Origin of the sequence: Pseudoalteromonas shioyasakiensis (genome assembly GCF_019134595.1) — a bacterium.
In the GTDB taxonomy this organism is placed as follows: domain Bacteria; phylum Pseudomonadota; class Gammaproteobacteria; order Enterobacterales; family Alteromonadaceae; genus Pseudoalteromonas; species Pseudoalteromonas shioyasakiensis_A.
In genome coordinates this window covers 13035-35000 of sequence record NZ_CP077770.1, presented here as the reverse complement: position 1 = coordinate 35000, position 21966 = coordinate 13035, and the positions used below count along the sequence as shown (strand labels likewise).

The 21966-nt window shown below is 42.1% G+C and carries 23 protein-coding genes (1 of these 23 cut by a window edge); 8 read left to right on the top strand and 15 right to left on the bottom strand.

Features of this window, described 5'->3' with window-relative positions; all coding sequences use genetic code 11:
* The 3 genes from KQP93_RS00165 to KQP93_RS00155 all read left to right on the top strand — a co-directional run.
* Positions 1-315: the 3' portion of a group II truncated hemoglobin gene (locus tag KQP93_RS00165; protein ID WP_054554758.1), read on the top strand. 117 nt of this gene lie to the left of the window's left edge; 315 of the gene's 432 nt are visible here — the last part of the coding sequence; its start codon lies off the left edge, out of view; its stop codon occupies positions 313-315.
* Between the two features lie 81 nt (positions 316-396).
* Complete coding sequence (locus KQP93_RS00160) at positions 397-1992, top strand: methyl-accepting chemotaxis protein (RefSeq protein ID WP_175080901.1); 1596 nt, start codon at positions 397-399, stop codon at positions 1990-1992.
* A 66-nt stretch (positions 1993-2058) separates the two neighbouring features.
* Positions 2059-2511, top strand: a complete 453-nt coding sequence (locus KQP93_RS00155) for a hypothetical protein (protein WP_217875414.1) — start codon at positions 2059-2061, stop codon at positions 2509-2511.
* Here KQP93_RS00155 and hemF read toward each other — a convergent pair.
* The 6 genes from hemF to KQP93_RS00125 all read right to left on the bottom strand — a co-directional run bounded on the left by hemF (position 2508) and on the right by KQP93_RS00125 (position 7415).
* On the bottom strand, positions 2508-3458 hold the full coding sequence (gene hemF, locus KQP93_RS00150; RefSeq protein WP_217875413.1) for an oxygen-dependent coproporphyrinogen oxidase: 951 nt from the start codon (positions 3456-3458) through the stop codon (positions 2508-2510). The genes KQP93_RS00155 and hemF overlap by 4 nt on opposite strands.
* Positions 3459-3460: 2 nt before the next feature.
* Entirely contained in the window at positions 3461-4027 is a 567-nt protein-coding gene (locus KQP93_RS00145) for an L-threonylcarbamoyladenylate synthase (protein ID WP_217875412.1), read from the bottom strand.
* A 34-nt stretch (positions 4028-4061) separates the two neighbouring features.
* Complete coding sequence (locus KQP93_RS00140) at positions 4062-4631, bottom strand: DNA topoisomerase family protein (RefSeq protein WP_058583687.1); 570 nt, start codon at positions 4629-4631, stop codon at positions 4062-4064.
* Between the two features lie 71 nt (positions 4632-4702).
* Positions 4703-5176 (bottom strand): DUF494 family protein, encoded by a 474-nt coding sequence (locus KQP93_RS00135; protein ID WP_054563780.1) that lies wholly within the window; start codon positions 5174-5176, stop codon positions 4703-4705.
* A complete protein-coding gene (gene dprA / locus KQP93_RS00130) occupies positions 5169-6266 on the bottom strand; it encodes a DNA-processing protein DprA (protein ID WP_217875411.1) in 1098 nt (365 codons plus the stop codon). The genes KQP93_RS00135 and dprA overlap by 8 nt, the downstream gene beginning before the upstream one ends.
* Before the next feature lie 30 nt (positions 6267-6296).
* Positions 6297-7415 (bottom strand): LysM peptidoglycan-binding domain-containing protein, encoded by a 1119-nt coding sequence (locus KQP93_RS00125; RefSeq protein WP_217875410.1) that lies wholly within the window; start codon positions 7413-7415, stop codon positions 6297-6299.
* A 118-nt stretch (positions 7416-7533) separates the two neighbouring features.
* On the opposite strand from KQP93_RS00125, the gene def reads away from it, so the two are divergent.
* Genes def through trkA form a run of 4 tightly spaced genes read left to right on the top strand, consistent with a single transcriptional unit; the run spans position 7534 to position 11685 of the window.
* Positions 7534-8043, top strand: coding sequence for a peptide deformylase (def, locus tag KQP93_RS00120; protein ID WP_054554770.1), 510 nt, complete (start codon positions 7534-7536; stop codon positions 8041-8043).
* 20 nt (positions 8044-8063) lie between these two features.
* The gene (gene fmt, locus KQP93_RS00115; RefSeq protein ID WP_058583684.1) at positions 8064-9017 is read left to right on the top strand and encodes a methionyl-tRNA formyltransferase; all 954 of its coding nucleotides are present in this window, start codon (positions 8064-8066) and stop codon (positions 9015-9017) included.
* On the top strand, positions 9010-10296 hold the full coding sequence (rsmB, locus tag KQP93_RS00110) for a 16S rRNA (cytosine(967)-C(5))-methyltransferase RsmB (protein ID WP_217875409.1): 1287 nt from the start codon (positions 9010-9012) through the stop codon (positions 10294-10296). The genes fmt and rsmB overlap by 8 nt, the downstream gene beginning before the upstream one ends.
* A 12-nt stretch (positions 10297-10308) precedes the next feature.
* A complete protein-coding gene (gene trkA / locus KQP93_RS00105; protein ID WP_054563775.1) occupies positions 10309-11685 on the top strand; it encodes a Trk system potassium transporter TrkA in 1377 nt (458 codons plus the stop codon).
* Positions 11686-11769: 84 nt separating this feature from the next.
* Here trkA and KQP93_RS00100 read toward each other — a convergent pair whose 3' ends face one another.
* From KQP93_RS00100 to KQP93_RS00060, 9 genes are all read right to left on the bottom strand, one after another.
* Positions 11770-11988: an EF-hand domain-containing protein gene (locus tag KQP93_RS00100; protein ID WP_054563774.1), complete on the bottom strand. Its 219-nt coding sequence runs from the start codon at positions 11986-11988 to the stop codon at positions 11770-11772.
* An 87-nt stretch (positions 11989-12075) separates the two neighbouring features.
* The gene (locus tag KQP93_RS00095) at positions 12076-12291 is read right to left on the bottom strand and encodes a calmodulin (RefSeq protein WP_055022185.1); all 216 of its coding nucleotides are present in this window, start codon (positions 12289-12291) and stop codon (positions 12076-12078) included.
* Between the two features lie 140 nt (positions 12292-12431).
* Entirely contained in the window at positions 12432-12644 is a 213-nt protein-coding gene (locus KQP93_RS00090; RefSeq protein ID WP_217875408.1) for a calmodulin, read from the bottom strand.
* Between the two features lie 67 nt (positions 12645-12711).
* A complete protein-coding gene (locus tag KQP93_RS00085) occupies positions 12712-12921 on the bottom strand; it encodes a calmodulin (protein ID WP_054563772.1) in 210 nt (69 codons plus the stop codon).
* Between the two features lie 468 nt (positions 12922-13389).
* Positions 13390-14046, bottom strand: a complete 657-nt coding sequence (locus KQP93_RS00080; RefSeq protein WP_217875407.1) for a flagellar brake domain-containing protein — start codon at positions 14044-14046, stop codon at positions 13390-13392.
* Between the two features lie 38 nt (positions 14047-14084).
* Complete coding sequence (locus KQP93_RS00075; RefSeq protein ID WP_054554779.1) at positions 14085-15536, bottom strand: TrkH family potassium uptake protein; 1452 nt, start codon at positions 15534-15536, stop codon at positions 14085-14087.
* A 95-nt stretch (positions 15537-15631) separates the two neighbouring features.
* The gene (locus KQP93_RS00070; protein WP_217875406.1) at positions 15632-16249 is read right to left on the bottom strand and encodes a YigZ family protein; all 618 of its coding nucleotides are present in this window, start codon (positions 16247-16249) and stop codon (positions 15632-15634) included.
* A 57-nt stretch (positions 16250-16306) separates the two neighbouring features.
* Positions 16307-17629 carry a Xaa-Pro dipeptidase gene (gene pepQ, locus KQP93_RS00065; protein ID WP_058583681.1) on the bottom strand — a complete coding sequence of 441 codons (1323 nt, stop codon included), beginning with the start codon at positions 17627-17629 and terminating at the stop codon, positions 16307-16309.
* Between the two features lie 93 nt (positions 17630-17722).
* Positions 17723-19609, bottom strand: coding sequence for a transglycosylase SLT domain-containing protein (locus KQP93_RS00060; protein ID WP_217875405.1), 1887 nt, complete (start codon positions 19607-19609; stop codon positions 17723-17725).
* 195 nt (positions 19610-19804) lie between these two features.
* Here KQP93_RS00060 and fadB point away from each other — a divergent pair, with 195 nt between their 5' ends.
* Positions 19805-21964 (top strand): fatty acid oxidation complex subunit alpha FadB, encoded by a 2160-nt coding sequence (gene fadB, locus KQP93_RS00055; protein WP_217875404.1) that lies wholly within the window; start codon positions 19805-19807, stop codon positions 21962-21964.
* Positions 21965-21966: the final 2 nt, after the last annotated feature.

Here is a 21966-nt window from a genome sequence, read left to right as displayed (position 1 = left end):
TACGACATAATGGCCACAGATGAATACGCCAAACCATTATATGATATGCATCCTCAGCCTTTGGATAGAATTCGCCAAGTATTCTTTGAATTTTTATCGGGCTGGCTGGGCGGCCCTGACCTATTCGTTGAAAAATATGGTCACCCAATGCTAAGAAAGCGTCACATGCCTTTCCCTATTGATCAAGACTTACGTGACCAATGGATGCATTGTATGAATAAAACGCTTGATATCGAGATTGATAACCCACTACTTCGCGAAGGGTTAAGACAATCGTTATCGCAACTCGCCAGCCATATGATCAATCAAAACTAACTAAGCTTTGCGCTATATCAATGTACGCTTTTTCTAAATAAAGATAATAAATTTTCCTTAATTTAGAAAAAGCGTCGTCGAATGAAGTCTATCCAATTTAAAATTTATGCCTTGTTAGCACTAACAGGGGTATTGGTATTATTTGCCAGTATATTTAGTAGTGCCCAACAACAACATGAATTAGCACGAGATACCGTTGAAAGTAACATAAAACTGCTTGCCGATAATTACTTCGATTCTATTAATACCATGATGCTGACAGGCACGATGGCTAATCGCGAAATTCTAAGTACTAAATTAAGAAGCCATCCTAATATTGAAGATGCCCATATCATTCGTAGTCCAATCGTTAATAAAATTTATGGGCCAGGAAATGCCAACCAAGTTGCGACTAACGATGCTGAGCGAAAAGCACTAACAGGCACTGAAGCACTATTTATTGATAATCAAAATAGTACGATGACTTATCTAAAACCTATGTTTGCTCGCAGTGACTATAAAGGAACAAACTGTTTAGGCTGCCATCAAGCACAAGAAGGCGATGTGTTAGGTGTAGTAAAAATTAGTTACTCTCTGGCTGATATTGAGCAAGAGGTATCGCAAAACACCTTAATGAACACGCTACTATTAGCGGCCATTTTCATTTCGGCTTTCTCACTACTAGCAGTGATGTTTAGAAAAATTTTCATCAAACGCTTAAAAGTCATTAGCCATACCATGCACTTGGCAACCACCAATAAAGATTTAAGCCTCACGGTAGACGACAGTAATAATGACGAGCTTAGCTCTCTTGCCACCAGCTTTAATCACATGATAGGCGCATTTAAAGATAATATTGCCCAAGTTTCTCATTCTTCTAAGGTATTGATCCACTCTGCCGAAAGCATCTATGCCTCAGCGGATGCTACCGAGCAAGCGATCTTAAAGCAAAAGCAAGGGACAGATTCGGTTGCTGCCGCCATCAACGAACTAGAAAGCTCATCAAGTGAAGTAAAAAACACCACCCATTTTGCGTCTGAGAAGTCAGAGCACAGTAATCAACTTGCGCAGCAAAGCTTACATGTTGCTGAGCACACTGAGCAAAGTATTAATCAACTTGCGGCAGATGTTAGAGCAGCTGCCGAGCAAGTAAGTCAACTGCAAACCCAAACGTTAGACGTTGGTAAAGTACTCGAGGTGATAAGTAGCATTGCCGAGCAAACAAACTTACTTGCACTTAATGCTGCCATTGAGGCGGCTCGTGCTGGTGAAGCTGGCCGAGGTTTTGCTGTGGTAGCCGATGAAGTACGTACTTTAGCGACCCGCACCCATGACTCAACCGACGAAATTCGCCGCACTATCGATAAACTGCAAAGTGAAGCAGCACAAACCGTTAATACCATGAATAACTCTTGCGAAGAAGCAGACGAAAGAGCTGTGCAAGTTAAGCAAGTTGCTAAAGCTCTACGTGATATTTCTTCACAAATGAGCGAAATAAACCAGCTTAACGTGCAAATTGCTGATGCCACTGAACAGCAAAACCTTGCGGCTGAAGAAATTAACCAAAGCGTTATAGCAATTAGTGACAATGCCGAGCACTCATTAGTCGACGCCCATGAAAACCAAAAAGTCAGTGAAGAGCTGTTGTCGTTAGCTCGTTCACTAGATGAGCAAGTAAGACGCTTTAAATTAAGCTAAATTGCGCGTTTTTCGTACAACTGCTAGAGTTGTTATATGCATTTCATAGTAAATAAGGATGTTTAAATGAAATTTATAACAACTCTTTTAGTCTGCATTGGGATTATTGCGGCGTTACTATTTACCTATCAACACAGCGTGAATGATACTGCTGATCAAATAAGCACTGTTAATGAATATATTTATCATGATGATATTCAACAGATTGCTCAATCTCTTCTCAGCCAAGGTAAAACCTCAAAAAGCGATAAGTATGAACAAAGTATTGTTGACGGTTTTGATAAGCTTATTCAGCACCCTGAATATTTTGAGGTGAAACTTGATTTCTATGCCTGTGATATCAGTCAATGCTTAGTACAGGTTAGCGCCCCCATTGATACAACACCTGATAAGCTAGAAATACTAAAAGCAGAAGTGCTATTTAGTGTCTTGGCAGAGCTGCCTAGCAGTGACAGTGTTGCCACCCTCGTAGAGGGTGACAACGCAATGTTGATTAGAGTGGTTTCAATACTTGATTAAAGCTGCCATTGGCGTGCAACTAAATCAGACTCTTTGCTATTTAACCAATCTTGCGGGCGTAAATAGTACTGATACAGCTTAGCTTCTGGGCTATCTGCAGCAGGTACATAATTATACTCCCAACGTGCTAATGGTGGCATCGACATTAAAATAGACTCAGTACGTCCACCTGTTTGTAAGCCAAATAATGTGCCGCGATCCCAAACAAGATTAAACTCAACATAACGACCACGACGATACAATTGAAAGTCACGTTGCTGTTCGGTTATTGGCGTGTCTTTACGGCGCTCAATTATAGGAAGGTAAGCATCTAAATAGCCATTTCCTACTGCCTGCATAAAGGCAAAGCTTTGTTCAAAGCCTAACTCATTTAAATCATCAAAGAATAAGCCACCAACACCACGGGTTTCGCTGCGATGTTTTAAATAAAAGTAATCATCACACCAGTTTTTATATTTGTCGTAAACCTCTGCGCCGAATGGCTGACATAAATCGCTAGCCACCTGATGCCAATGTTGTACATCTTCAAAAACAGGGTAATAAGGTGTTAAATCAAAACCACCACCAAACCACCAAATTGGCTCTTCGCCTTCTTTTTCGGCAATAAAGAAACGCACATTGGCATGGCTAGTTGGAATATGTGGATTATTAGGGTGGATCACTAATGACACACCACATGCATGAAAACTACGACCAGCGAGCTCTGGACGATGGGCTGTTGCTGATGCAGGCATTGAAGCACCAAATACATGCGAGTAGTTTACCCCACCCTGTTCGATGACATTTCCACCTTGGATAACACGAGTACGGCCACCACCGCCTTCTGCACGTTGCCAATTGTCTTCAACAAATTTTGCTTTGCCGTCAGCATTTTCAAGGCCCTGACAAATTGTATCTTGTAAGGCCATTAAATAGGTTTTAACTTGTTCGAGTAGCTCGCTTTGCATGTTTATCCTCTAAATACTTTACCGGTCGCTGCATCTTTGATCACACTTGGTTGGCTGTTGCCACCTAACGGCTCATCAACATAAAAATCTACTGTGTCTGCAAATTCGCTTTTCGCTTGTGCGATAGTCATTACCGTTTCTTGACCGCTTAAGTTTGCACTTGTTGAAACCAACGGCTTACCAAATTGCTGACACAGGGCTTTTACCGTTGGATGATCAGTAACACGTACCGCAATAGTATCAAACTGACCTGTTAGCCACTTTGGCGTTTCTTTTGCTGCTGGCATCACCCAAGTGATAGCACCTGGCCATTGTGAAAAGATATCAGCACGTTTATCCATCGGGATTTTGGCATCATCTACATACTTTAATAACTGGCCATAATTGTCAGCAATTAATATTAAGCCTTTTTCTACAGGACGTTGTTTGATGGCTAAAAGCTTTTCAACCGCAGCTTGGTTATCAGGATCGCAACCAAGACCAAAAACAGCTTCGGTTGGGTAAACAATCACACCGCCTTGCTGCAAAGCGTCAATTGCATTGGCTGGTTGTGCAACAGGATCAGACAAAGAAACTCTCCTAAATAAACAAATTACAAGTGCATTAAGATTCGACTAACTTATGCATACACGACTTCTGCGGGCATTGTAACACAACACCTGAAGCGGTTTTCTTTTCGGTCATAATTGGCCACTGGCAGGCCGGGCACTCAGTCGCCACAGGTTTGTGATTAAGCGTATATTTACAACGCGGATAGCCATCACAAGAATAAAAGGTTTTGCCAAACTTATTATTACGCGCAACCAGCTGGCCTTTTTTGCATTTAGGGCAAGCAGGTAATTGAGGGGCATCGTCAGGCTCTTCGTCATGAGCAATATAGTGGCACTCAGGATAGCCCGTACACCCAATAAACATACCGTAGCGGCCATTTTTTATTACCAATGGCTTACCACACTCTGGGCAGGCACTGTCTTCGAGCACCTTTATTTGTTGGCTATCGTGATGAGCTAATGGGCGGATGAAGTCACATTTAGGGTAACTGGCACAGCCTAAGAACGGCCCTGACTTTGAGTTGCGCATAACCAATTCAGAACCGCATTTAGGGCAAACCTCATACTCTTTTTCGAGTGCATGCTTATCTGCAGAAAAAAGAGAATGGTCGATTTTACTCATAAGATTCCTGTGGGGTTGGCTAATTTTCGCCTAATATACCCAAACTCAACAAAGATACAAGCAAAGTCTACTTAGTGTAATACATCAGCTGGCTCGTCAAATATTAAGTCTTCCATTTGTGCGTAAGCTTGCTCTGACCCTGGTACATTAAATAACACCATAAGCACCACCCACTTTAGATCTTCCAAAGAAATAAATGGTTTATCTAGAGCACAAAGTCTATCTATCACCATTTCGCGGGTTACGGTGTTAATCACGCCAATTTGCTCGATAAACATTAAAAAGCCGCGACACTCTACACTTAACATTTGGCATTCACTATCAGTGTAAATACGCATGGCATGTTGTGGCTGGGCATTAAGGTACGGGTAGATATCGCTTTGTTGTAAGTCAGCAAGTTGCTCTAGCCAATCAAGTGCTTTGTAGATTTCAGGTTTATTGAAGCCAGCACGAACTAACTCATCGGTAAGTTCGTTCTCTTCAGTAAAGATTTCAGCTTCACTATGGATATAGTTTTCAAAAAGATACATGAGGATGTCAAACATGTTTATGTCCTCCAAGTCTTATATAACCATCTAGTACTCGTTCGATTTTATCTGCGAGCTCTAAGTCGAGTAACCGAGCTTGTACTTCGTCTACAGGTAATAGGCTGCGCTGTGTTATTTGGTCAACACTTGTTACCTCATACCCTATACTTTTGAACACTGGGCAGTCGGGTTCATCTGCTATAGGCTGTTCTATACTATATAGACTGTTTTCACAGAAAAAGCTCACTTCATCAAGAATATCACTAATATTTTCTGTCAATTTAGCGCCTTGCTTAATTAAGAAATGGCTTGCCTCTGATAGTGGGCTTTTTATCGACCCCGGCACTGCAAACACCTCTTTATTTTGCTCAAGTGCATAGCGTACGGTAACCAATGAGCCACTTTTAATTTGCGCTTCGACAATCAATACACCTAATGACAATCCAGAGATAATACGGTTTCGGCGCGGGAAATTAGCGGCATTAGCAGCGGTGCCAGGTAAGAACTCAGAAACCAACAATCCCCGCTCTGCAACCTGTTTTATGAGTAAGCGATGACGTTTGGGATAAGCGATATCGATACCCGTGCCCAGTACGGCAATGGTGTTTCCTGACCCTGCTAATGCGCCTTTATGGGCAGCACCATCAATTCCCATAGCCATTCCGGATGTCACTGTCATACCAACAGCAGATAATTGATGGGCAAACTCAGCAGCGACTTCAAGCCCTGTCGGTGTGGCATTGCGGCTACCTACAATTGCAATTTGCGGTGACAGTAATAACTCTGTGTTACCTAAACAAAATAATAAGATAGGTGCGCTGGCTATTTGTTTGAGTAAGGGCGGATAGCTGCTATCAAAATAGCTTATTACTTTGATTTCAAGTCTTGCTATTAGCTCTTGGTAGTGGGTCACTAATTGCCAGTCGGTATTGACTAAGTTATCGGCTTGGCTTTGTGATAAACCAAGCTGTTGTAGCTCTGAACTAGATAGCTTAAATAGCTCATCCAGTGACTGTTTTTGACTTAATGCAATAAGGCTTTTTATCCCAAGCCCTTTACATAAATAAAAGGCAAGCCAATGGGATAGCTTGCCTGAAACCTGTGCCATGCTCCCTCCTTAGAGCGCCCAAATTGTGAGTTAGTTTATAACTGCATAATCTCCAACTCGGATCGGGTGCTGATTCTTCACAATCAATGCGTAGCTAACGTTGTCATATACCTTAAACACCATTAGCTCACCGACTTTTTCCTTTGGCATGTGCCATACATTACTGTCTTCATCGCTTTCAATTCCTAACACATCATTTGCATCAGTCATGAATTTCTCAAGACTGTTAGAATCTTCGCGGTAACGAGGCCCATTGCGGCCGTCATACACTTCAGGTGATTGACGCTGAATATCAAGTACAAAACCCGGTTTCACTTGGTCTGAACCTAAGTTTAGTACAACAATATCCATGGTACTAAATTCACGCATTTCATTAGCTGCGGCGATAATAGTGCCATCTAAAACAGCTTCAGGGCGTTTCATAGTGAAATAGGCTGGCATCATTTGCCCTTCCATCGCCGGCATTAAGAAGTCATGAGGTTTAATTTCTTGTTTTACCAACTCAACTTTAACTGAGGCAGGTACGCCGTTTTCCACATCACCGCTTCTAAATGCGCGAACAATCGCCACTAATTCCGCTTTATTCGCTAGTACTTCATTGGTATTTGGATCAACAAGATCATTGCCTTTACGGTACACGCCATAAGCTTCGTTAAGTGTTAAGTCACCTTTAACGTAAAGCGTATGGCCCATGGTATTCATTTTGGTATTAACACTGGCACCCAGAATATATGGTTTTTGTGCAATAACATCGGCGCTAATCGCTTGCTCATAACTCAAATATGGGCGCAGCAACTCCAAAGGCAATGTTGGCACAGCTTGCTTGCCTTTTGGTGTGATCCGCCCTTCTGGAGAGAGTTTTTTATAACGCGGATTTTTAACTAAACGAGGATTTCCGTCTTTATCGTAAATTAAAGTGAGCGCATCACCCGGGTATATTAAATGCGGATTCGCAATTTGCGGGTTCATCTGCCACAAATCAGGCCATTGCCAAGGCTCATCAAGATACACGCCCGAGATATCCCAAAGTGTATCGCCTTTTTTGACAACATATTGTTTTGGTGCGTCTTTTTTTATTGTTAACACATCAGCAATTGCAGGAAAAGCACTGCTAAAGGCTAACAAAGCCGCAACTAGTGGGTATCTCATTAGGCTTCCTTGAGTTGTTTTTAGATTATTATCGACCAAAACCTGTTAAAGGTGAACACGAATGGCTAAAATAAGAGCATACAATACCCTAAATGAATCACAAGTGTAAAAGGTAACTATGGCTAGGTTAGAAGTTTTGAGATTTCCGGATGAGCGTTTACGTACAATCGCGAAAGAAGTACCAGAAGTAAACGATGAAGTTCGTCAAATCGTAAAAGACATGCTTGAAACTATGTATGACGAAAACGGTATCGGCTTAGCAGCGACGCAAGTAGATATCCACCAGCGAATTGTGGTGATCGACGTATCTGAAGAGCGCGACCAACCGTTAGTGTTAATCAACCCAGAAATCACCAAAAAAGATGGCTCAACAGTAAGTGAAGAAGGCTGTTTATCAGTTCCTTACTCATACGCAAAAGTTGACCGCGCAGAAACAGTCACTGTTAAAGCGCTAAATGAAAACGGTGAAGAATTCAGCCTAGATGCTGACGAGCTATTAGCGATTTGTATTCAGCATGAGCTTGATCACCTTAAAGGCACCCTATTTATTGATTATCTATCGCCTTTAAAGCGCCAACGTATCCGTAAAAAGCTTGAGAAAGAAGCTAAGCTGGCTGCTAAATCATAAGTTAATCAATAGGAATACCTGTGACACAACCATTACGCATTATTTTTGCTGGTACGCCGGATTTCGCTGCGCGCCATTTACAAGCACTGATTGACTCAGAGCACGACGTTGTTGGTGTATATAGCCAACCAGATCGCCCAGCGGGCCGAGGTAAAAAGCTAAAAGCCAGTGAAGTTAAAGAACTGGCACTTGCTCATGATTTACCTGTATTTCAACCGCAATCACTAAAATCAGATGAAGCGCTTGCAGAGCTTACCAGCCTGAACGCCGATATTATGATTGTGGTGGCGTACGGCTTACTGTTACCAAAAGCGATTTTAGATGCACCGCGCTTAGGCTGCTTAAACGTGCATGGCTCGATTTTACCGCGCTGGCGTGGTGCTGCACCGATCCAACGTGCTATTTGGGCTGGTGACAATGAAACCGGTGTAACAATAATGCAAATGGATGAAGGCTTAGATACCGGCGATATGCTACATATCAGCCGTTGCCCGATTGATAGCACAGAAACCAGTAGCTCTTTATACGATAAGCTAGCTGCACTGGGTCCTGATGCACTGATCAGTACTATCAATCGTCTTGCTGCAGGTGAAATCACCCCAGAAAAGCAAGATGACGCACAAGCAAATTACGCCAAGAAGCTATCAAAAGACGAAGCCAATATTGATTGGTCAATGGATGCTGCGCAAATTGAGCGTAATATCCGTGCCTTTAATCCATGGCCTGTTTGCTTCACTGAAATGGCAGGACAAACGGTAAAAATTTGGCAAGCCGAAGTTGTATCGCAAACTGCACAAGCCGGTAAAATCATTGCTGCTGATAAGCAAGGTATTACCGTTGGCTGTGGGCAAGATGCACTTAAAATCACCCTTCTTCAACCACAAGGTAAAAAACCAATGGCTGTTACTGACTTTTTAAATGGTCGAAGTGATTGGGTTGAACCTGGCTCAGTATTAGGTCAAAGCAATGAGTAATGTAAGAGCACTTGCTGCTGAAACCCTCTACAACGTGGTTGATAAAGGTGCATCGCTTAATCAAGAGCTGCCTTTTGCAAGCCAAGGATTATCGCCGAAAGATAAAGCCCTACTACAACAAATTTGCTACGGTGTGCTGCGCTATTTACCTAGCCTAGAAAATTATTGCCAGCAACTTTTAGATCAACCGCTAAAAGGCAAGCGCCGTATTTTCCAGTTCTTGTTGTATGTGGGTATTTACCAACTTCAACATATGCGTGTACCGCCTCATGCAGCAATCAGCGAAACGGTTAATGCGCTTCAGCAAATGCGCGCACTGGGTTTAAAAGGCCTGATTAACGCTATTTTACGCAGTTTCCAACGAGAACAAGCCGAGCTTGAAGAAAAAGCAAAGCAAATTCCTGTTTGCAAATTTAACCACCCAGGTTGGTTTATCAAACAAGTTACTGCAGCTTACCCTGATACCTGGCAAGAAATCCTTGAAGCGAATCAGCTGCAAGCACCTATGTGGTTACGTGTAAACCAAGCGCAATATAGCACCCAAGAATACAGCGAAATGCTTAAAGCAAATGATATTGAGCATACCCTTAATGCTGATTTTCCTGATGGTATTAAACTAGCTAAACCATGTGATGTATACGCACTGCCAGAATTTGATACCGGAGCCTGCTCAGTTCAAGATGCAGCAGCACAATTAGCAGCACGCTTTTTAGATCCACAAAATGATGATGTCGTTTTAGATGCCTGTGCAGCGCCAGGTGGTAAAACGTGTCATATCCTAGAACTTGCTGATGCCGACGTATTAGCACTTGATAGCGACAGCGAGCGCCTAGAACGCGTTAAACAAAACTTAGTCCGTATTGGTTTAACTGCTGATCTACAATGTGCCGATGCTTCACAACCGCATATCTGGTGGGATGAGCAGCAATTTGACCGTATCTTGCTTGATGTGCCTTGTTCAGCTACTGGCGTGATCCGTCGTCACCCTGATATTAAATGGCTACGTCGTGCATCTGATATTGAAGATCTGGCTAATTTACAAGGCGATATCCTAAATAGCATCTGGCCTCTACTTAAGCCAGGTGGTACGTTAGTTTATGCGACCTGCTCTGTATTACCGCAAGAGAACCAACAACAAGTTGCCAAGTTCCTTGCCAATAATCCAAGTGCTGAACACATACCTCTGCATGAAAACGACACGCCTACGTTACCTGGTCTGCAATTACTGCCTGGTGAAAGTGACGGTTTCTATTATGCAAAGCTAGTAAAAAAACACTAATAAGAACAAGCTATGAAAATAATCATACTCGGTGCCGGACAAGTTGGTGGCACACTGGCAGAAAACCTCGTAGGTGAGCAAAATGAGATCACCGTTGTCGACATCGACGGTAACCGTTTGCGAGAGCTACAAGATAAGTACGACTTACAAGGTGTTACCGGTCACAGTGCGCATCCCGATGTATTGCGTCGCGCAGGCGCAGAAGACGCCGATATGATTATTGCTGTCACCAGTTCAGATGAAGTGAACATGGTTGCTTGCCAAGTTGCTTATAGTATTTTTAACACACCAACTAAAATAGCCCGTATTCGCTCAGAGCAATACTTAAAGTACCGTGAAAAGCTATTCCATAACGATGATTTACCTGTTGACCACTACATTGCTCCAGAAGCGCTGGTAACTAAGTATATTCGTCGCTTAATCGACTATCCGGGTGCTTTACAGGTATTACAATTTGCCGATGGCATGTTATCGCTGGTTGCGGTGAAAGCCTATTACGGTGGTTTGCTGGTGGGTTATGCACTTTCAGCCTTGAAAGAACACATTCCGAATGTCGAAACCCGTGTAGCGGCTATTTATCGTCAAGGTAAAGCGATTAAACCGCTTGGCACAACCGTTATCGAAGCAGACGATGAAGTGTTCTTTATCGCTGCAACAAAGCATATTCGAGCAGTCATGAATGAGCTTCAGAAGCTTGAACGTTCATACAAAAAAATCATGATTGCCGGTGGTGGTAATATCGGTGCGGGCCTTGCGCGTTCACTTGAGAAAAACCATAGCGTTAAGCTGCTTGAGCGCAATAAAGAGCGTGCAGCACAGCTCTCTGAAATGCTTGATAACACGGTTGTATTCTGTGGCGATGCCTCAGATCAAGAGCTGTTATCTGAAGAACACATTGAACAAGTGGATGTGTTCATCGCAGTGACTAACGACGATGAAGCAAACATTATGTCTGCGATGCTGGCAAAGCGTATGGGCGCACAAAAAACCATGGTGCTTATTCAGCGTGGCGCATATGTTGACCTAGTACAAGGCGGTGAAATTGATATTGCTATTTCACCTCAGCAAGCCACTATCTCGGCGCTGCTAACACACGTACGTCGTGGTGACATTGTTAATGTTTATTCGTTACGTAAGGGTGCAGCAGAAGCCATTGAGGCTGTCGCTCACGGTGATGAGCATACTTCTAAAGTTGTTGGCAGAGCTATTGCTGATATTAAGCTACCAGCTGGAACAACCATTGGTGCAATTGTGCGTAACGATGATGTACTGATTGCCCATGACGACACGGTTATTCAATCAGGTGACCACGTCATCATGTTCTTGATTGATAAAAAGCACATTACAGTTGTTGAAAAGCTGTTCCAAGTAAGTGCTATCTTCTTGTAAACGAAAGCTTATAAACGAAAAAAGCAGCCATGACAGCTGCTTTACGACTCTTGAAGTGAAAGTACCTAACTTTTCTAAAAGATTCTATTGAATTTGAGCGAACTCTTCTTTAGAAAGTTCGCCATTACCATCGCTATCTAGCTCTGGAAATAACTTTTCAAGCTGCATATTTGCAGACGCTTCTTCTTTGCTGATCACACCATCACCGTCGGTATCGAATGTTGAAAAGCTTACGCCTTGTGCAAAGGCTGCTGATGATGTTGCTAGTGCTAAAATTGCGATTGTTGTGCTTAACTGTTTCATAATAACTACCTTAAATTTTAAAAGAGTGAAATCCGTTTCTGAGATCCTTGTTTAGTGGAAACTGGTATAAAGACTCATTTAATTCAGTTATTCGGCTTCAGAGAATTCTGCTTCAGTAAGAACGCCGTCGCCATTCACGTCTAATGTTTTAAACTGCGACATAATTTTTGCGTCAACGGCAGCTTCACTTTTGCTAACCACGCCGTTACCGTCTACGTCTAGAGTGTCAAAATCAGTTGCTGCAAAAGCTGCTGAAGAAGATGCAAGTGCGATTAAAGCTAATGTTTTGTTTACTGTTTTCATAATCATATTCCTTTAATTTTAAGAGTGTTAGCTGATCACACTTCCAGTGTTGTCCTTTGTCATGGATTCCCTTATCCATTTAGGCTGTCTTTGGCAGCTCAGAACTAATCAGCTAAATAAACTGGTTTTGCTTAATCACATTAAGCTTTTGAAAATTCTTGTTTCGATAACTCACCGTTACCGTCAGTGTCTAATTCACTGAATTTGCTCATTAGCTCTGCATCTACCGATGCTTCGCTTTGGCTGATAACACCATTGCCATCAACATCTAGAGTATTGAAATCACTCATCGCAAACGCTGCTGATGAAGATACAAGTGCCATAAGTGCTAGTGTTTTATTTACTGTGTTCATAATGTCATTCCTTCAAAATGTGTTGTCTTGAGTTAGAAGTCCTTTTCAGTGTGTCCTTACAATGAAATTAAGCTTTTGAGTACTCTTGTTTAGACAGCTCACCGTTGCCGTCTGTATCAAGCTCTTTAAATTGGCTCATTAACGTTTCGCTTACTGATGCTTCGCTTTTGCTGATAGCGCCATCGCCATTAACATCCAATGTGTCAAAGTCAGCGGCAAACGCTGCTGATGAAGTTGCAAGAGCTACAAGTGCTAAAGTTTTGTGTAACGTTTTCATAATCACTATTCCTTCAATGTTGTCTCAACTGTGATAAAGGATATGTTCCTGAATCAGTTTTTCTCTGTGTTCGCTAAGACTACTTCAACTTCGATGCCAAAGTTAAAAAGAACAATAAAATCAATGCATTAAATTGAAATATCGAGAATTAGGGGGAAATAACGCGATTTATTTGTTGCTGTTTTGCAACAAGCTCGGAGGTTGGTTTTACGCTTCCTTTAAAATCAATAAGTTACAAAGATTAAAATGGAGGCAATAGCGATTAACTCGAATTAGAAAACAGAAAAATTAGAAATTTGAAAATAAACTCTATCTGAACAACAAAACTTAAAGAAAAAAATAGAAATTAATTTAATTAATAGAACATTGATTTTATTGGTTATTTAAATTTATTTAAAAATTAATTTTGATATTTATAGGATTAAATCGGGGGAAATAGCCATTTTGTTGCAAAATGGCGAATTGGTATTAGTTATCCAGCACAGAAAGGTCAATTAAGTGCTCTTTCATAAACGCTTTCATTTCATCTTCACTGGTATCAAGCTGTACACCGAACATAAAACCACCCGCTCTTTTGCGCACGCTACATACTGTGCCATTAAACTCTCGTTTACTGAGTGTGATTTGGCAGCTTTGCCCTTTAAAAGCGCTTAAGTCCTCCTTGCTATTAAGATCAAACTGCACGCCTGTGAGTGAAATATCTTTGATAAGCCCAGCTAGTTTTTGCTCTGCAATCACTAAGTTTGCCGAGAATAACGTAGGAATACGCGCTTCACTACGCAAGCTATAAAGCTGTACTTGCTGCGGAAAGTCGAGAAAAATTAAACGATGTGGATGCGATGCCAAGGCGCTTATTTGCTGACGAAAAGCAATTACTTGCCCACCGCCCGCTTCAAGTACCGCGCGTATAACGACCATCACCCCATCTTTGATGAAATCACTACCATTTGCTAAGCGCTTTGCTGATGGATAATTGATAATGATGTACTGATCATTCATCAAACCAATAAATTCTGTTTTTACGCGTTTACTGTCGGTTGGTGTAGTGATTTCAACATCCACCAAGCTACCTGCGGGGATACAGGTTAGCTTTTCTAGATTACGTTGTTTTTGAGTTTTTGGCACAGTAATGCCTCCACTTCTAGATAGTCACCTTGCTTTTGTTAGCCTCGCCAGAAGGTTGGCGTAAACAACACTAACAGGGTGAATATTTCTAAACGACCAAATACCATCGCAATAGTAAGTAGCCATTTTGCCGTATCAGAAATCGCTCCGTAATGAGCAGCGACTTCGCCTAAACCTGGGCCTAAGTTATTTAAGCAAGCAGCTGTTGCTGAGAATGCACTGATGTTATCCATGCCGGTGCCCATTAGCGCCAACATAATAATGACAAACACTAAAGCATACGCAGAGAAGAAGCCCCAAACAGCTTCTACAACTTTATCTGGGAGTGCTTTTCGGCCTAATTTAATTGAATAAATAGCCCTTGGATGCACTAGACGATTGAGCTCACGAATACCTTGTAAGTAAAGTAAGAACACCCGCACGACCTTCATACCACCACCGGTAGACCCGGCACAGCCACCAATAAAACTTGAGAAGATAAGTAAAATAGGTAAGAACAATGGCCATGCAGAGAAGTTATCAGTCGCAAAGCCCGCAGTGGTACTCATTGATACCGCTTGGAACATAGCTTGATCGAGAGTCTCATCACCATCGGCATAAATATTATTTGATGACAGCACAGTAAAGCAGACAATGACCAATGCTAATTGAATCAATAAGAACACTTTAAATTCAGGGTCGCGTAAATAAACACGAATATTGCGCGACGATACAGCGGCATAATGCAGCGAGAAGTTAATGGCTGCGATCAACAAAAACACGACGCAAATAAAGTTAATTAATGGGCTATCAAACTGCCCCATTGATGCATCGTAGGTAGAGAAACCACCAATCGCAATTGTAGAGAACGCATGACATATTGCATCAAACCAATCCATACCTGCAGCCCAGTACGCAAGCGTACAAGCAATCGTCAGCGATACATAGATATACCAAAGGTGCTTTGCAGTATCGGCAATACGCGGCGTCATTTTTGAGTCTTTAACCGGACCGGGGGTTTCTGCACGGTATAGCTGCATACCACCGACCCCTAGCATAGGCAGTACCGCGACCGCGAGTACGATGATCCCCATACCACCTAACCATTGCAGTTGCTGGCGATAAAAGAGGACTGATTTAGGTAGGTATTCTATGCCCGTAAGTACGGTAGCCCCTGTCGTTGTCAGCCCTGAAAAGGCCTCAAATACAGAGTCAGCTAAGGAAAGATTAGGTTCTTGTAAGAACACTAAAGGCACCGCAGCGAAGGTACCTAGTACCAGCCAGAACAAGACTACAATCAAGAAGCCTTCACGGGCTTTAAGATCACCATGTTCATGACGGTTTGGATAATAAGCAGCTAAACCAATAACAACACTAAAGATGAAAGCGAGAACGAATGGCACACCACCACCGTCTTTGTAGATCAAAGACACCAGTGCCGGAGGCACCATAGTGATACTAAATAACGCCACCAGCTGGCCGAGAATTTTTATTATGGTACGAAATTGCATCTAGGCGTATCGCTTTCTTATTAAATGTTTAGCTAATACAGTTTATTGTCTTACAGCCTTAATTGTAAGTAAACGGAATGTATTATTTTTACATTTCAAACTTTTCTGACTTTTAGGCTAACTTCGCCATGAGTCAATTCATGGATATCATCAATCGCTTGCTGTGCTTGACGGCTATCGATTTCAATGTGCCATGTGATGTTCTCTGCAAATTGTTTTTCGATATTTAGCACCTGATACTGACTTTTTAATAACTGCTCGATTGCACCTTGTACGCTGTAATCACTTTGGCCAACCAGCTCAACACTCGGTACTTTGGTAATGGTTTTAAGCTCGCGCATGGCATTATTTAAACTACCGCCGTAAGCGCGAACTAGCCCACCTGTACCAAGCTTGATGCCCCCGAAATAACGGGTTACCACCGCTGTAATTTCACCAATACCAGAGCCTGTTAATACATTAAGCATTGGCTTACCAGCCGTGCCATTAGGCTCGCCATCATCAGAAAAACCATACACATGACTGCCACCGGGGTTACCTGCAACATGTGCCCAGCAATTATGACGAGCATCGCTGTATTTATCTTGAATTTCTTTGATAAAGGCTTTTGCTGCCGCAAGATCTGGGGTGTGGGCAATATGCACAATAAAGGTGCTTTTTTTGATTTCTTCTTGGTAAAAAACCGGCTCAGCCGGATATTGGTATTCAGACATAATTGCTTATCTAAAAAAATGGGGCCTATTGGCCCCGATATTCACTAACCTTTATCGTTAATCTAAGTGTAGATCACGGGTCATGTTTTCTAGGCTATCTTCATGAACGATAATATTATCTTCAATACGGATACCGCCAAATGGCTTAAACTCTTCAACTTTTTCCCAGTTAATAAACTGTTTGTTGTCAGTTTGCGCAAGGTCACCTAATAACGAGTCGATAAAGTATAAACCAGGTTCAATAGTAAATACTTGGTTCTTTTCGATTAAACGAGTGCAACGTAGGAACGGATGACCTTCAGGTGGTGCTTGGTGCGCACCTGTATCATCAGCCATAAAACCACCCATATCGTGAACTTGTAAACCAAGGTGATGACCAAGACCATGCGGGAAGAACGTCGACGTAATACCGCGTTCAACAATTTCAGCCGCAGGTAACTTCACAATATTAAAGTCGCTTAGCACTTGCGCTACACGCTGGTGACAATCTAAATGTAATTCACCGTATAACAAGCCAGGTTTTAATGCTTTACCTAAAGCGATTTGGTGTTCAGTCATTACTTTAATTAAATCGCTAAATTCACCTGACTTTTTAAAGTCATAAGTACGTGTGATATCAGCTGCATAACCATTAAAGTTTGCACCAGCGTCAATAAGGAAAGAGTGATGCGTTTGCGGCGCTTTTGGTTCAAAATGCGTGTAATGTAAAATTGCACAGTTCTCATTTAGTGCAACGATATTGCCGTAAGGCATTTCGTTTTCACTTTGACGCGTAGCCATAAGGTAAGCTTGCTGAATATCAAACTCAGAACCACCAGCAAAAAACGTATCACGTGCTGCTTTGTGGCCATCTACCGCGATACGGTTAGCTTGACGTAAACACTCAAGCTCGTACTGTGTTTTATAAGCACGATGAAAATGCAAGTAGTTCATCACGGGTTCTGGGTTCATAATGCTAAAGCCCAGCGCTTGTGCTACTTCTAGGTATTCACCGATATAGGCAAATTTTTCTTTGTCGTAAGGAAGTAGCTTTTCTACCTGATCTGGCTGTACTAATAATTCAATATCAAAATACTCAGCCCAAAAATCACGTGGTTCGTCAGGTACTTTATGCCAAAAGTCCACAGGACGATAAAAAATCAGTTTCGGCTTAGATGCACCATCAACCACAATCCAGCAATGTGGGTTATCGATCACTGGTAACCAAGCTTTAAATTGCGGATTCACCTTAAACGGATAATACATGTCATCTAAAAACTGGCGTTTAGCCTGACCTGAGTGAATTACTAACCCTTCTAAACCTTCACGCTCTGTAATTGTTCGAGTGCGTTGTTGCAAGGTTGCAATATGTTCGGCGTATAGCACCGCTAATTTATCCATAGTAAACCCATCTTTAGTAAATTTAACTTGTTAGAAGTCTATCATAGCCAGCACCATCCCCCAACTGACGGAGGATAGTGTGACAAATCGAGTTTAACCGCCCATCGACATATCAAGGATTGGCGCTAAGACATTGCCGTCGCGTCCTAATCGAGTGTGATAAACCTGTCTGTAGGCAAACACATTCTTAACGTAGTTACGTGTTTCGGTGAAAGGAATTAACTCAATCCACAGTTCCGCTGGCATAGCTTGCTCTGGGATCCAGCGTTTAATACGATGGTAACCCGCATTATAAGAAGCCGTTGCGAGGATTTCGTTGCCATGATTTTTCTTTTTCAAATACTGCAAATACTCGCTACCAAGACGAATATTAGTACGAGGCTGATATAACTGCCTACGCGACACTGAACTCTTATTCATATATTTAGCAGTGCTTGGCAACAACTGCATTAAACCATGGGCATTGGCATGAGAGCGCGCATCGGGCGCAAAAGAACTTTCACGGCGAGAAATTGCAATACTCCAAGCAACATCAATATGACTACGATTACTATAAGTGGCAAACACATCTTTAAACGCAAATGGGAAACGTAAGTCGACATAATCCCACTCTTTTATTTGCGCCAAGGTGTAGATAGTACTGTCGTACCAATCAAGTTCAGCTGCAAGCAATGACGCAGCAAGCTTTTCTTCTTTGGTTGATGTATCCGTTAAATAATTCCACTCACGACGCGCAGATGTAAAGCGCTCAAGCTCATATAATGCGCGAGCTCGCTTAAAGCCTGGAGCATTGGCTACTTCAAGCTTTAGCTTATTACTAATATTAATGTCTTTGTTATTTAAACTAACCGGGATACCCAAGCGTGCAGATGCTAAAAAGCCATAATAATCACGCTCTTTAGCCACTGTTTGCCAGATTTCACGAGCACGCTCGACTTCACCACGTTGATTTAAGCTATATGCTAACCAATATTGTTGACCTAGGCTCAGGTTTTCTTTACCGGTAAAAAACGCCACAATGCCAGACCAATCTTGTCTCTCTAACATATTGCCAAGTTGCCATTGCATTAACTTTCTAGTTTGACGGTCTTTAGGCACTTTATTTAACCAAAAGCGCGCTTGCTGGTGGCCACTTGAAGCAAGCGACAATGCAAAACTGTAGTAAACATCCGCTTTTTGCTCATCAGTGTAATCGAACATGGTTTCGAGCTTTTCCCAGGCACGCAGTGCAAGGTCTTTATCTCGCCATACTAGGCGCTTAACTCCATAAATCGCAATCTGCCCTTCTTTAGCAGATTTTTTCTTGTAGCGATAAAGGCCCGCTGAAGCACTAGGATCTTTGCGTACCTTTAAATATAAATCAGCTAAGTATTGGTCTGCACGAGGCAGTAATGTTTTTAAGTATGGAATTAAGCTTGATGAGCCACCTTCGGCAGCCAAGCTAATGCGCTGCCAAACACGCTCTTCGGTCTGATAACCTTTTTTCTTCCAAAGAGAGAACAACTTATCACACTCTTTTGGTTGTGATTTTCCTACCACCCATAAATCAGTAACTTGATTCATGATGGCTTTTTCAGGCGCACCTAAGTCCAGTTGAAAACTTAAATAAGGACAGGTTAATTCGTTATTGCTTGTTTCGCGATAGTTACGAATATAAGCCGCTTTTTTGTTGTACTTTTTTAAGTAGTTAAGCCATGCCTTACGTACAGGCCATTCCAGTGGCGTGTTTTGGTAGACATTAAGATAGTTCTCGATTTCTGTCTGGTGTTTAAGACTCGGGTTGCGTTGCCAATAAGCCTTTTCGACATAAGGTTTCAACGGGTGATCAAGACCATTTGCCGCCTCTTTCATGTCTTGATAATCACCGTAACGCGCCTTTTTTTCTGCTTTTAAAAAAGCGTCATGTTTATCGTTGGCTTCAGCTGCAAAAAAAGGAAAAAGTAATGCGGCAGCTGTCCAACCAAGGAGTTGTTTTTTCATGATGACCTTTAAAAAAAATTAAAGAATTAATAACAAAAAACTTCTGCTACACCTTAGCACCAAACCAGCTATATTTTAACCAATCGCGATAAAGCGCAGTAAATTTTTCGTTGCATTTTAATTTTAAAGCAAGCACACTGATTGAAATGCAAACTCATCGTACCAGTCTTAGTTAATAAACTAGGGAGAATAATAATGTTATACAAAAGCGATTCATTTGAAGTTGCTTTCATCAAGGACAACATCGCCGAGTTTAAGTTCTGTGCAGACGGCTCAGTAAATAAACTTTCGCAGCAAACCTTGCAAGATTGCGCTTTAGCATTAAAAGAATTGGCAACAAACTCAGATATCAAAGGCATGGTGTTCACCAGCGATAAAGATCATTTCATTATCGGTGCCGACATTTTCGAATTTTTACCTACCTTCACAAAGCCTCAAGAAGAACTTGTTGCATGGATCAAAAATGCAACTGACGTTTTTGATGCTATTGAAGATTTACCTTTCCCAACGCTAAGTGCTGTAAACGGCATGGCGCTTGGCGGTGGATGTGAGTGGGCACTTGCTACCGATTATCGCGTTGCTAGCTCTAACGCTAAAATTGGCCTACCTGAAGTTAAACTAGGCATTATGCCTGGTTTTGGTGGTACAGTTCGCCTTCCACGCCTTATTGGCGCTGATAATGCGATGACATGGATCACTACAGGTAAAGAAAACCGCGCTGCTGATGCCCTAAAAGTAGGTGCATTTGATGCGGTAGTTAGTGCTGACAAACTTTTAGAGTCAAGTATTGCAACACTTGAGCAAGCAATTGCTGGCAAGCTAGATTGGCAAGCAAAACGACAAGTAAAATTACAGCCACTGAAAATGAACCGTGTTGAGCAAGGTATGAGCTTTGCGATGGCTGAAGGCATGGTAATGGGTCAGACAAAAGGTCACTACCCAGCACCTGTTATGGCTGTAAAAACAATCAAAGCTGCAGCAAACTGTGAACGCGCTGAAGCAATGGCGATTGAAAACACTAACTTTGCTAAATTAGCAGCAACAAGCGAAGCTGCGGCGCAAACAGGTATTTTCTTAGCTGACCAATACATTAAAGGTAAAGCGAAGAAGCAAGCTAAACACAGTGAACTTGAGATCAAACAAGCCGCTGTATTAGGCGCTGGTATTATGGGCGGCGGTATTGCATACCAGTCTGCTTATAAAGGCACACCTATTATCATGAAAGACATCAATCAAGATGCACTTGATTTAGGTATGGGCGAAGCATCTAAGCTACTTGGCAAAAAAGTACAACGTGGCCATATGGCGATGGATAAGATGGTTGCTACCTTAGGCAAAATCAAACCAACGCTAAACGATGCAGACTTACAAAGCGCAGACATCGTTGTTGAAGCTGTGGTTGAAAACCCTAAAGTTAAGCAAGCCGTTCTTGCGGGTCTTGAAAAAGACTTACCAGCGGGCACTATCCTAACTTCAAATACCTCAACAATTCGTATTGACGAGTTAGCATCAGCACTTGAAAAACCAGAAAACTTCTGTGGTATGCACTTCTTTAACCCAGTGCCAAAAATGCCATTAGTAGAAATCATTCGTGGTGAAAAAACATCAGAAGCAACAATTAATGCGGTTGTTGATTACGCATTAAAACTTGGTAAATCACCAATCGTTGTAAACGACTGTCCTGGTTTCTTTGTAAACCGCGTACTATTCCCTTACTTTGCAGGTTTCAGCAAACTTGTAGTTGAAGGTGCTGACTTCACTAAAGTAGATAAAGTAATGGAAAATGTATTTGGTTGGCCAATGGGTCCTGCCTATCTTCTTGATGTTGTAGGTATCGATACAGCTTACCACTGTACAGGTGTTATGGCTGACGGTTTCCCTGAGCGTATGGCTCGCCAAGATAAAGACCCAGTTACTGTATTTGCAAACGAAAAACGCTTTGGTCAGAAAAATGGTGCAGGTTTTTACCAGTACGCGCCAGACCGTCGTGGTCGCCTGAAAAAAGCAAAAGATGCTACAGCAACAGAGTTACTAAGTGCTATCACTGATGCACCTAAAGATTTCGATAAACAAGAAATCATTGACCGTTGTATGATCCCGATGATCAACGAAGTACTACTTTGTTTACAAGAAGGTATCGTAGCGTCTCCACAAGAAGCTGACATGGCGCTAATTTACGGCATTGGTTTCCCTCCATTTAGAGGCGGTGCATTCCGTTACTTAGATCAAACTGGTTTAGCGAACTTTGTTGCGACAGCAGACAAGTACGCTCATTTAGGTGCGATTTACCAAGTATCAGATGAAACTCGCAAGTGGGCCGAAGAAGGCCGTGTATTCTATAAGGTGGAAGGATAAGA

Bases quoted from the DNA above. Each gene is read 5' to 3' on its own strand.
- KQP93_RS00160 (WP_175080901.1), top strand. From the start codon at position 397: ATGAAGTCTATCCAATTTAAAATTTATGCCTTGTTAGCACTAACAGGG.
- KQP93_RS00155 (WP_217875414.1), top strand. From the start codon at position 2,059: ATGAAATTTATAACAACTCTTTTAGTCTGCATTGGGATTATTGCGGCG.
- hemF (WP_217875413.1), bottom strand. From the start codon at position 3,458: ATGCAAAGCGAGCTACTCGAACAAGTTAAAACCTATTTAATGGCCTTA.
- KQP93_RS00140 (WP_058583687.1), bottom strand. From the start codon at position 4,631: ATGAGTAAAATCGACCATTCTCTTTTTTCTGCAGATAAGCATGCACTC.
- KQP93_RS00135 (WP_054563780.1), bottom strand. From the start codon at position 5,176: ATGTTTGACATCCTCATGTATCTTTTTGAAAACTATATCCATAGTGAA.
- dprA (WP_217875411.1), bottom strand. From the start codon at position 6,266: ATGGCACAGGTTTCAGGCAAGCTATCCCATTGGCTTGCCTTTTATTTA.
- KQP93_RS00125 (WP_217875410.1), bottom strand. From the start codon at position 7,415: ATGAGATACCCACTAGTTGCGGCTTTGTTAGCCTTTAGCAGTGCTTTT.
- def (WP_054554770.1), top strand. From the start codon at position 7,534: ATGGCTAGGTTAGAAGTTTTGAGATTTCCGGATGAGCGTTTACGTACA.
- rsmB (WP_217875409.1), top strand. From the start codon at position 9,010: ATGAGTAATGTAAGAGCACTTGCTGCTGAAACCCTCTACAACGTGGTT.
- trkA (WP_054563775.1), top strand. From the start codon at position 10,309: ATGAAAATAATCATACTCGGTGCCGGACAAGTTGGTGGCACACTGGCA.
- KQP93_RS00100 (WP_054563774.1), bottom strand. From the start codon at position 11,988: ATGAAACAGTTAAGCACAACAATCGCAATTTTAGCACTAGCAACATCA.
- KQP93_RS00095 (WP_055022185.1), bottom strand. From the start codon at position 12,291: ATGAAAACAGTAAACAAAACATTAGCTTTAATCGCACTTGCATCTTCT.
- KQP93_RS00090 (WP_217875408.1), bottom strand. From the start codon at position 12,644: ATGAACACAGTAAATAAAACACTAGCACTTATGGCACTTGTATCTTCA.
- KQP93_RS00085 (WP_054563772.1), bottom strand. From the start codon at position 12,921: ATGAAAACGTTACACAAAACTTTAGCACTTGTAGCTCTTGCAACTTCA.
- KQP93_RS00075 (WP_054554779.1), bottom strand. From the start codon at position 15,536: ATGCAATTTCGTACCATAATAAAAATTCTCGGCCAGCTGGTGGCGTTA.
- KQP93_RS00070 (WP_217875406.1), bottom strand. From the start codon at position 16,249: ATGTCTGAATACCAATATCCGGCTGAGCCGGTTTTTTACCAAGAAGAA.
- pepQ (WP_058583681.1), bottom strand. From the start codon at position 17,629: ATGGATAAATTAGCGGTGCTATACGCCGAACATATTGCAACCTTGCAA.
- KQP93_RS00060 (WP_217875405.1), bottom strand. From the start codon at position 19,609: ATGAAAAAACAACTCCTTGGTTGGACAGCTGCCGCATTACTTTTTCCT.
- fadB (WP_217875404.1), top strand. From the start codon at position 19,805: ATGTTATACAAAAGCGATTCATTTGAAGTTGCTTTCATCAAGGACAAC.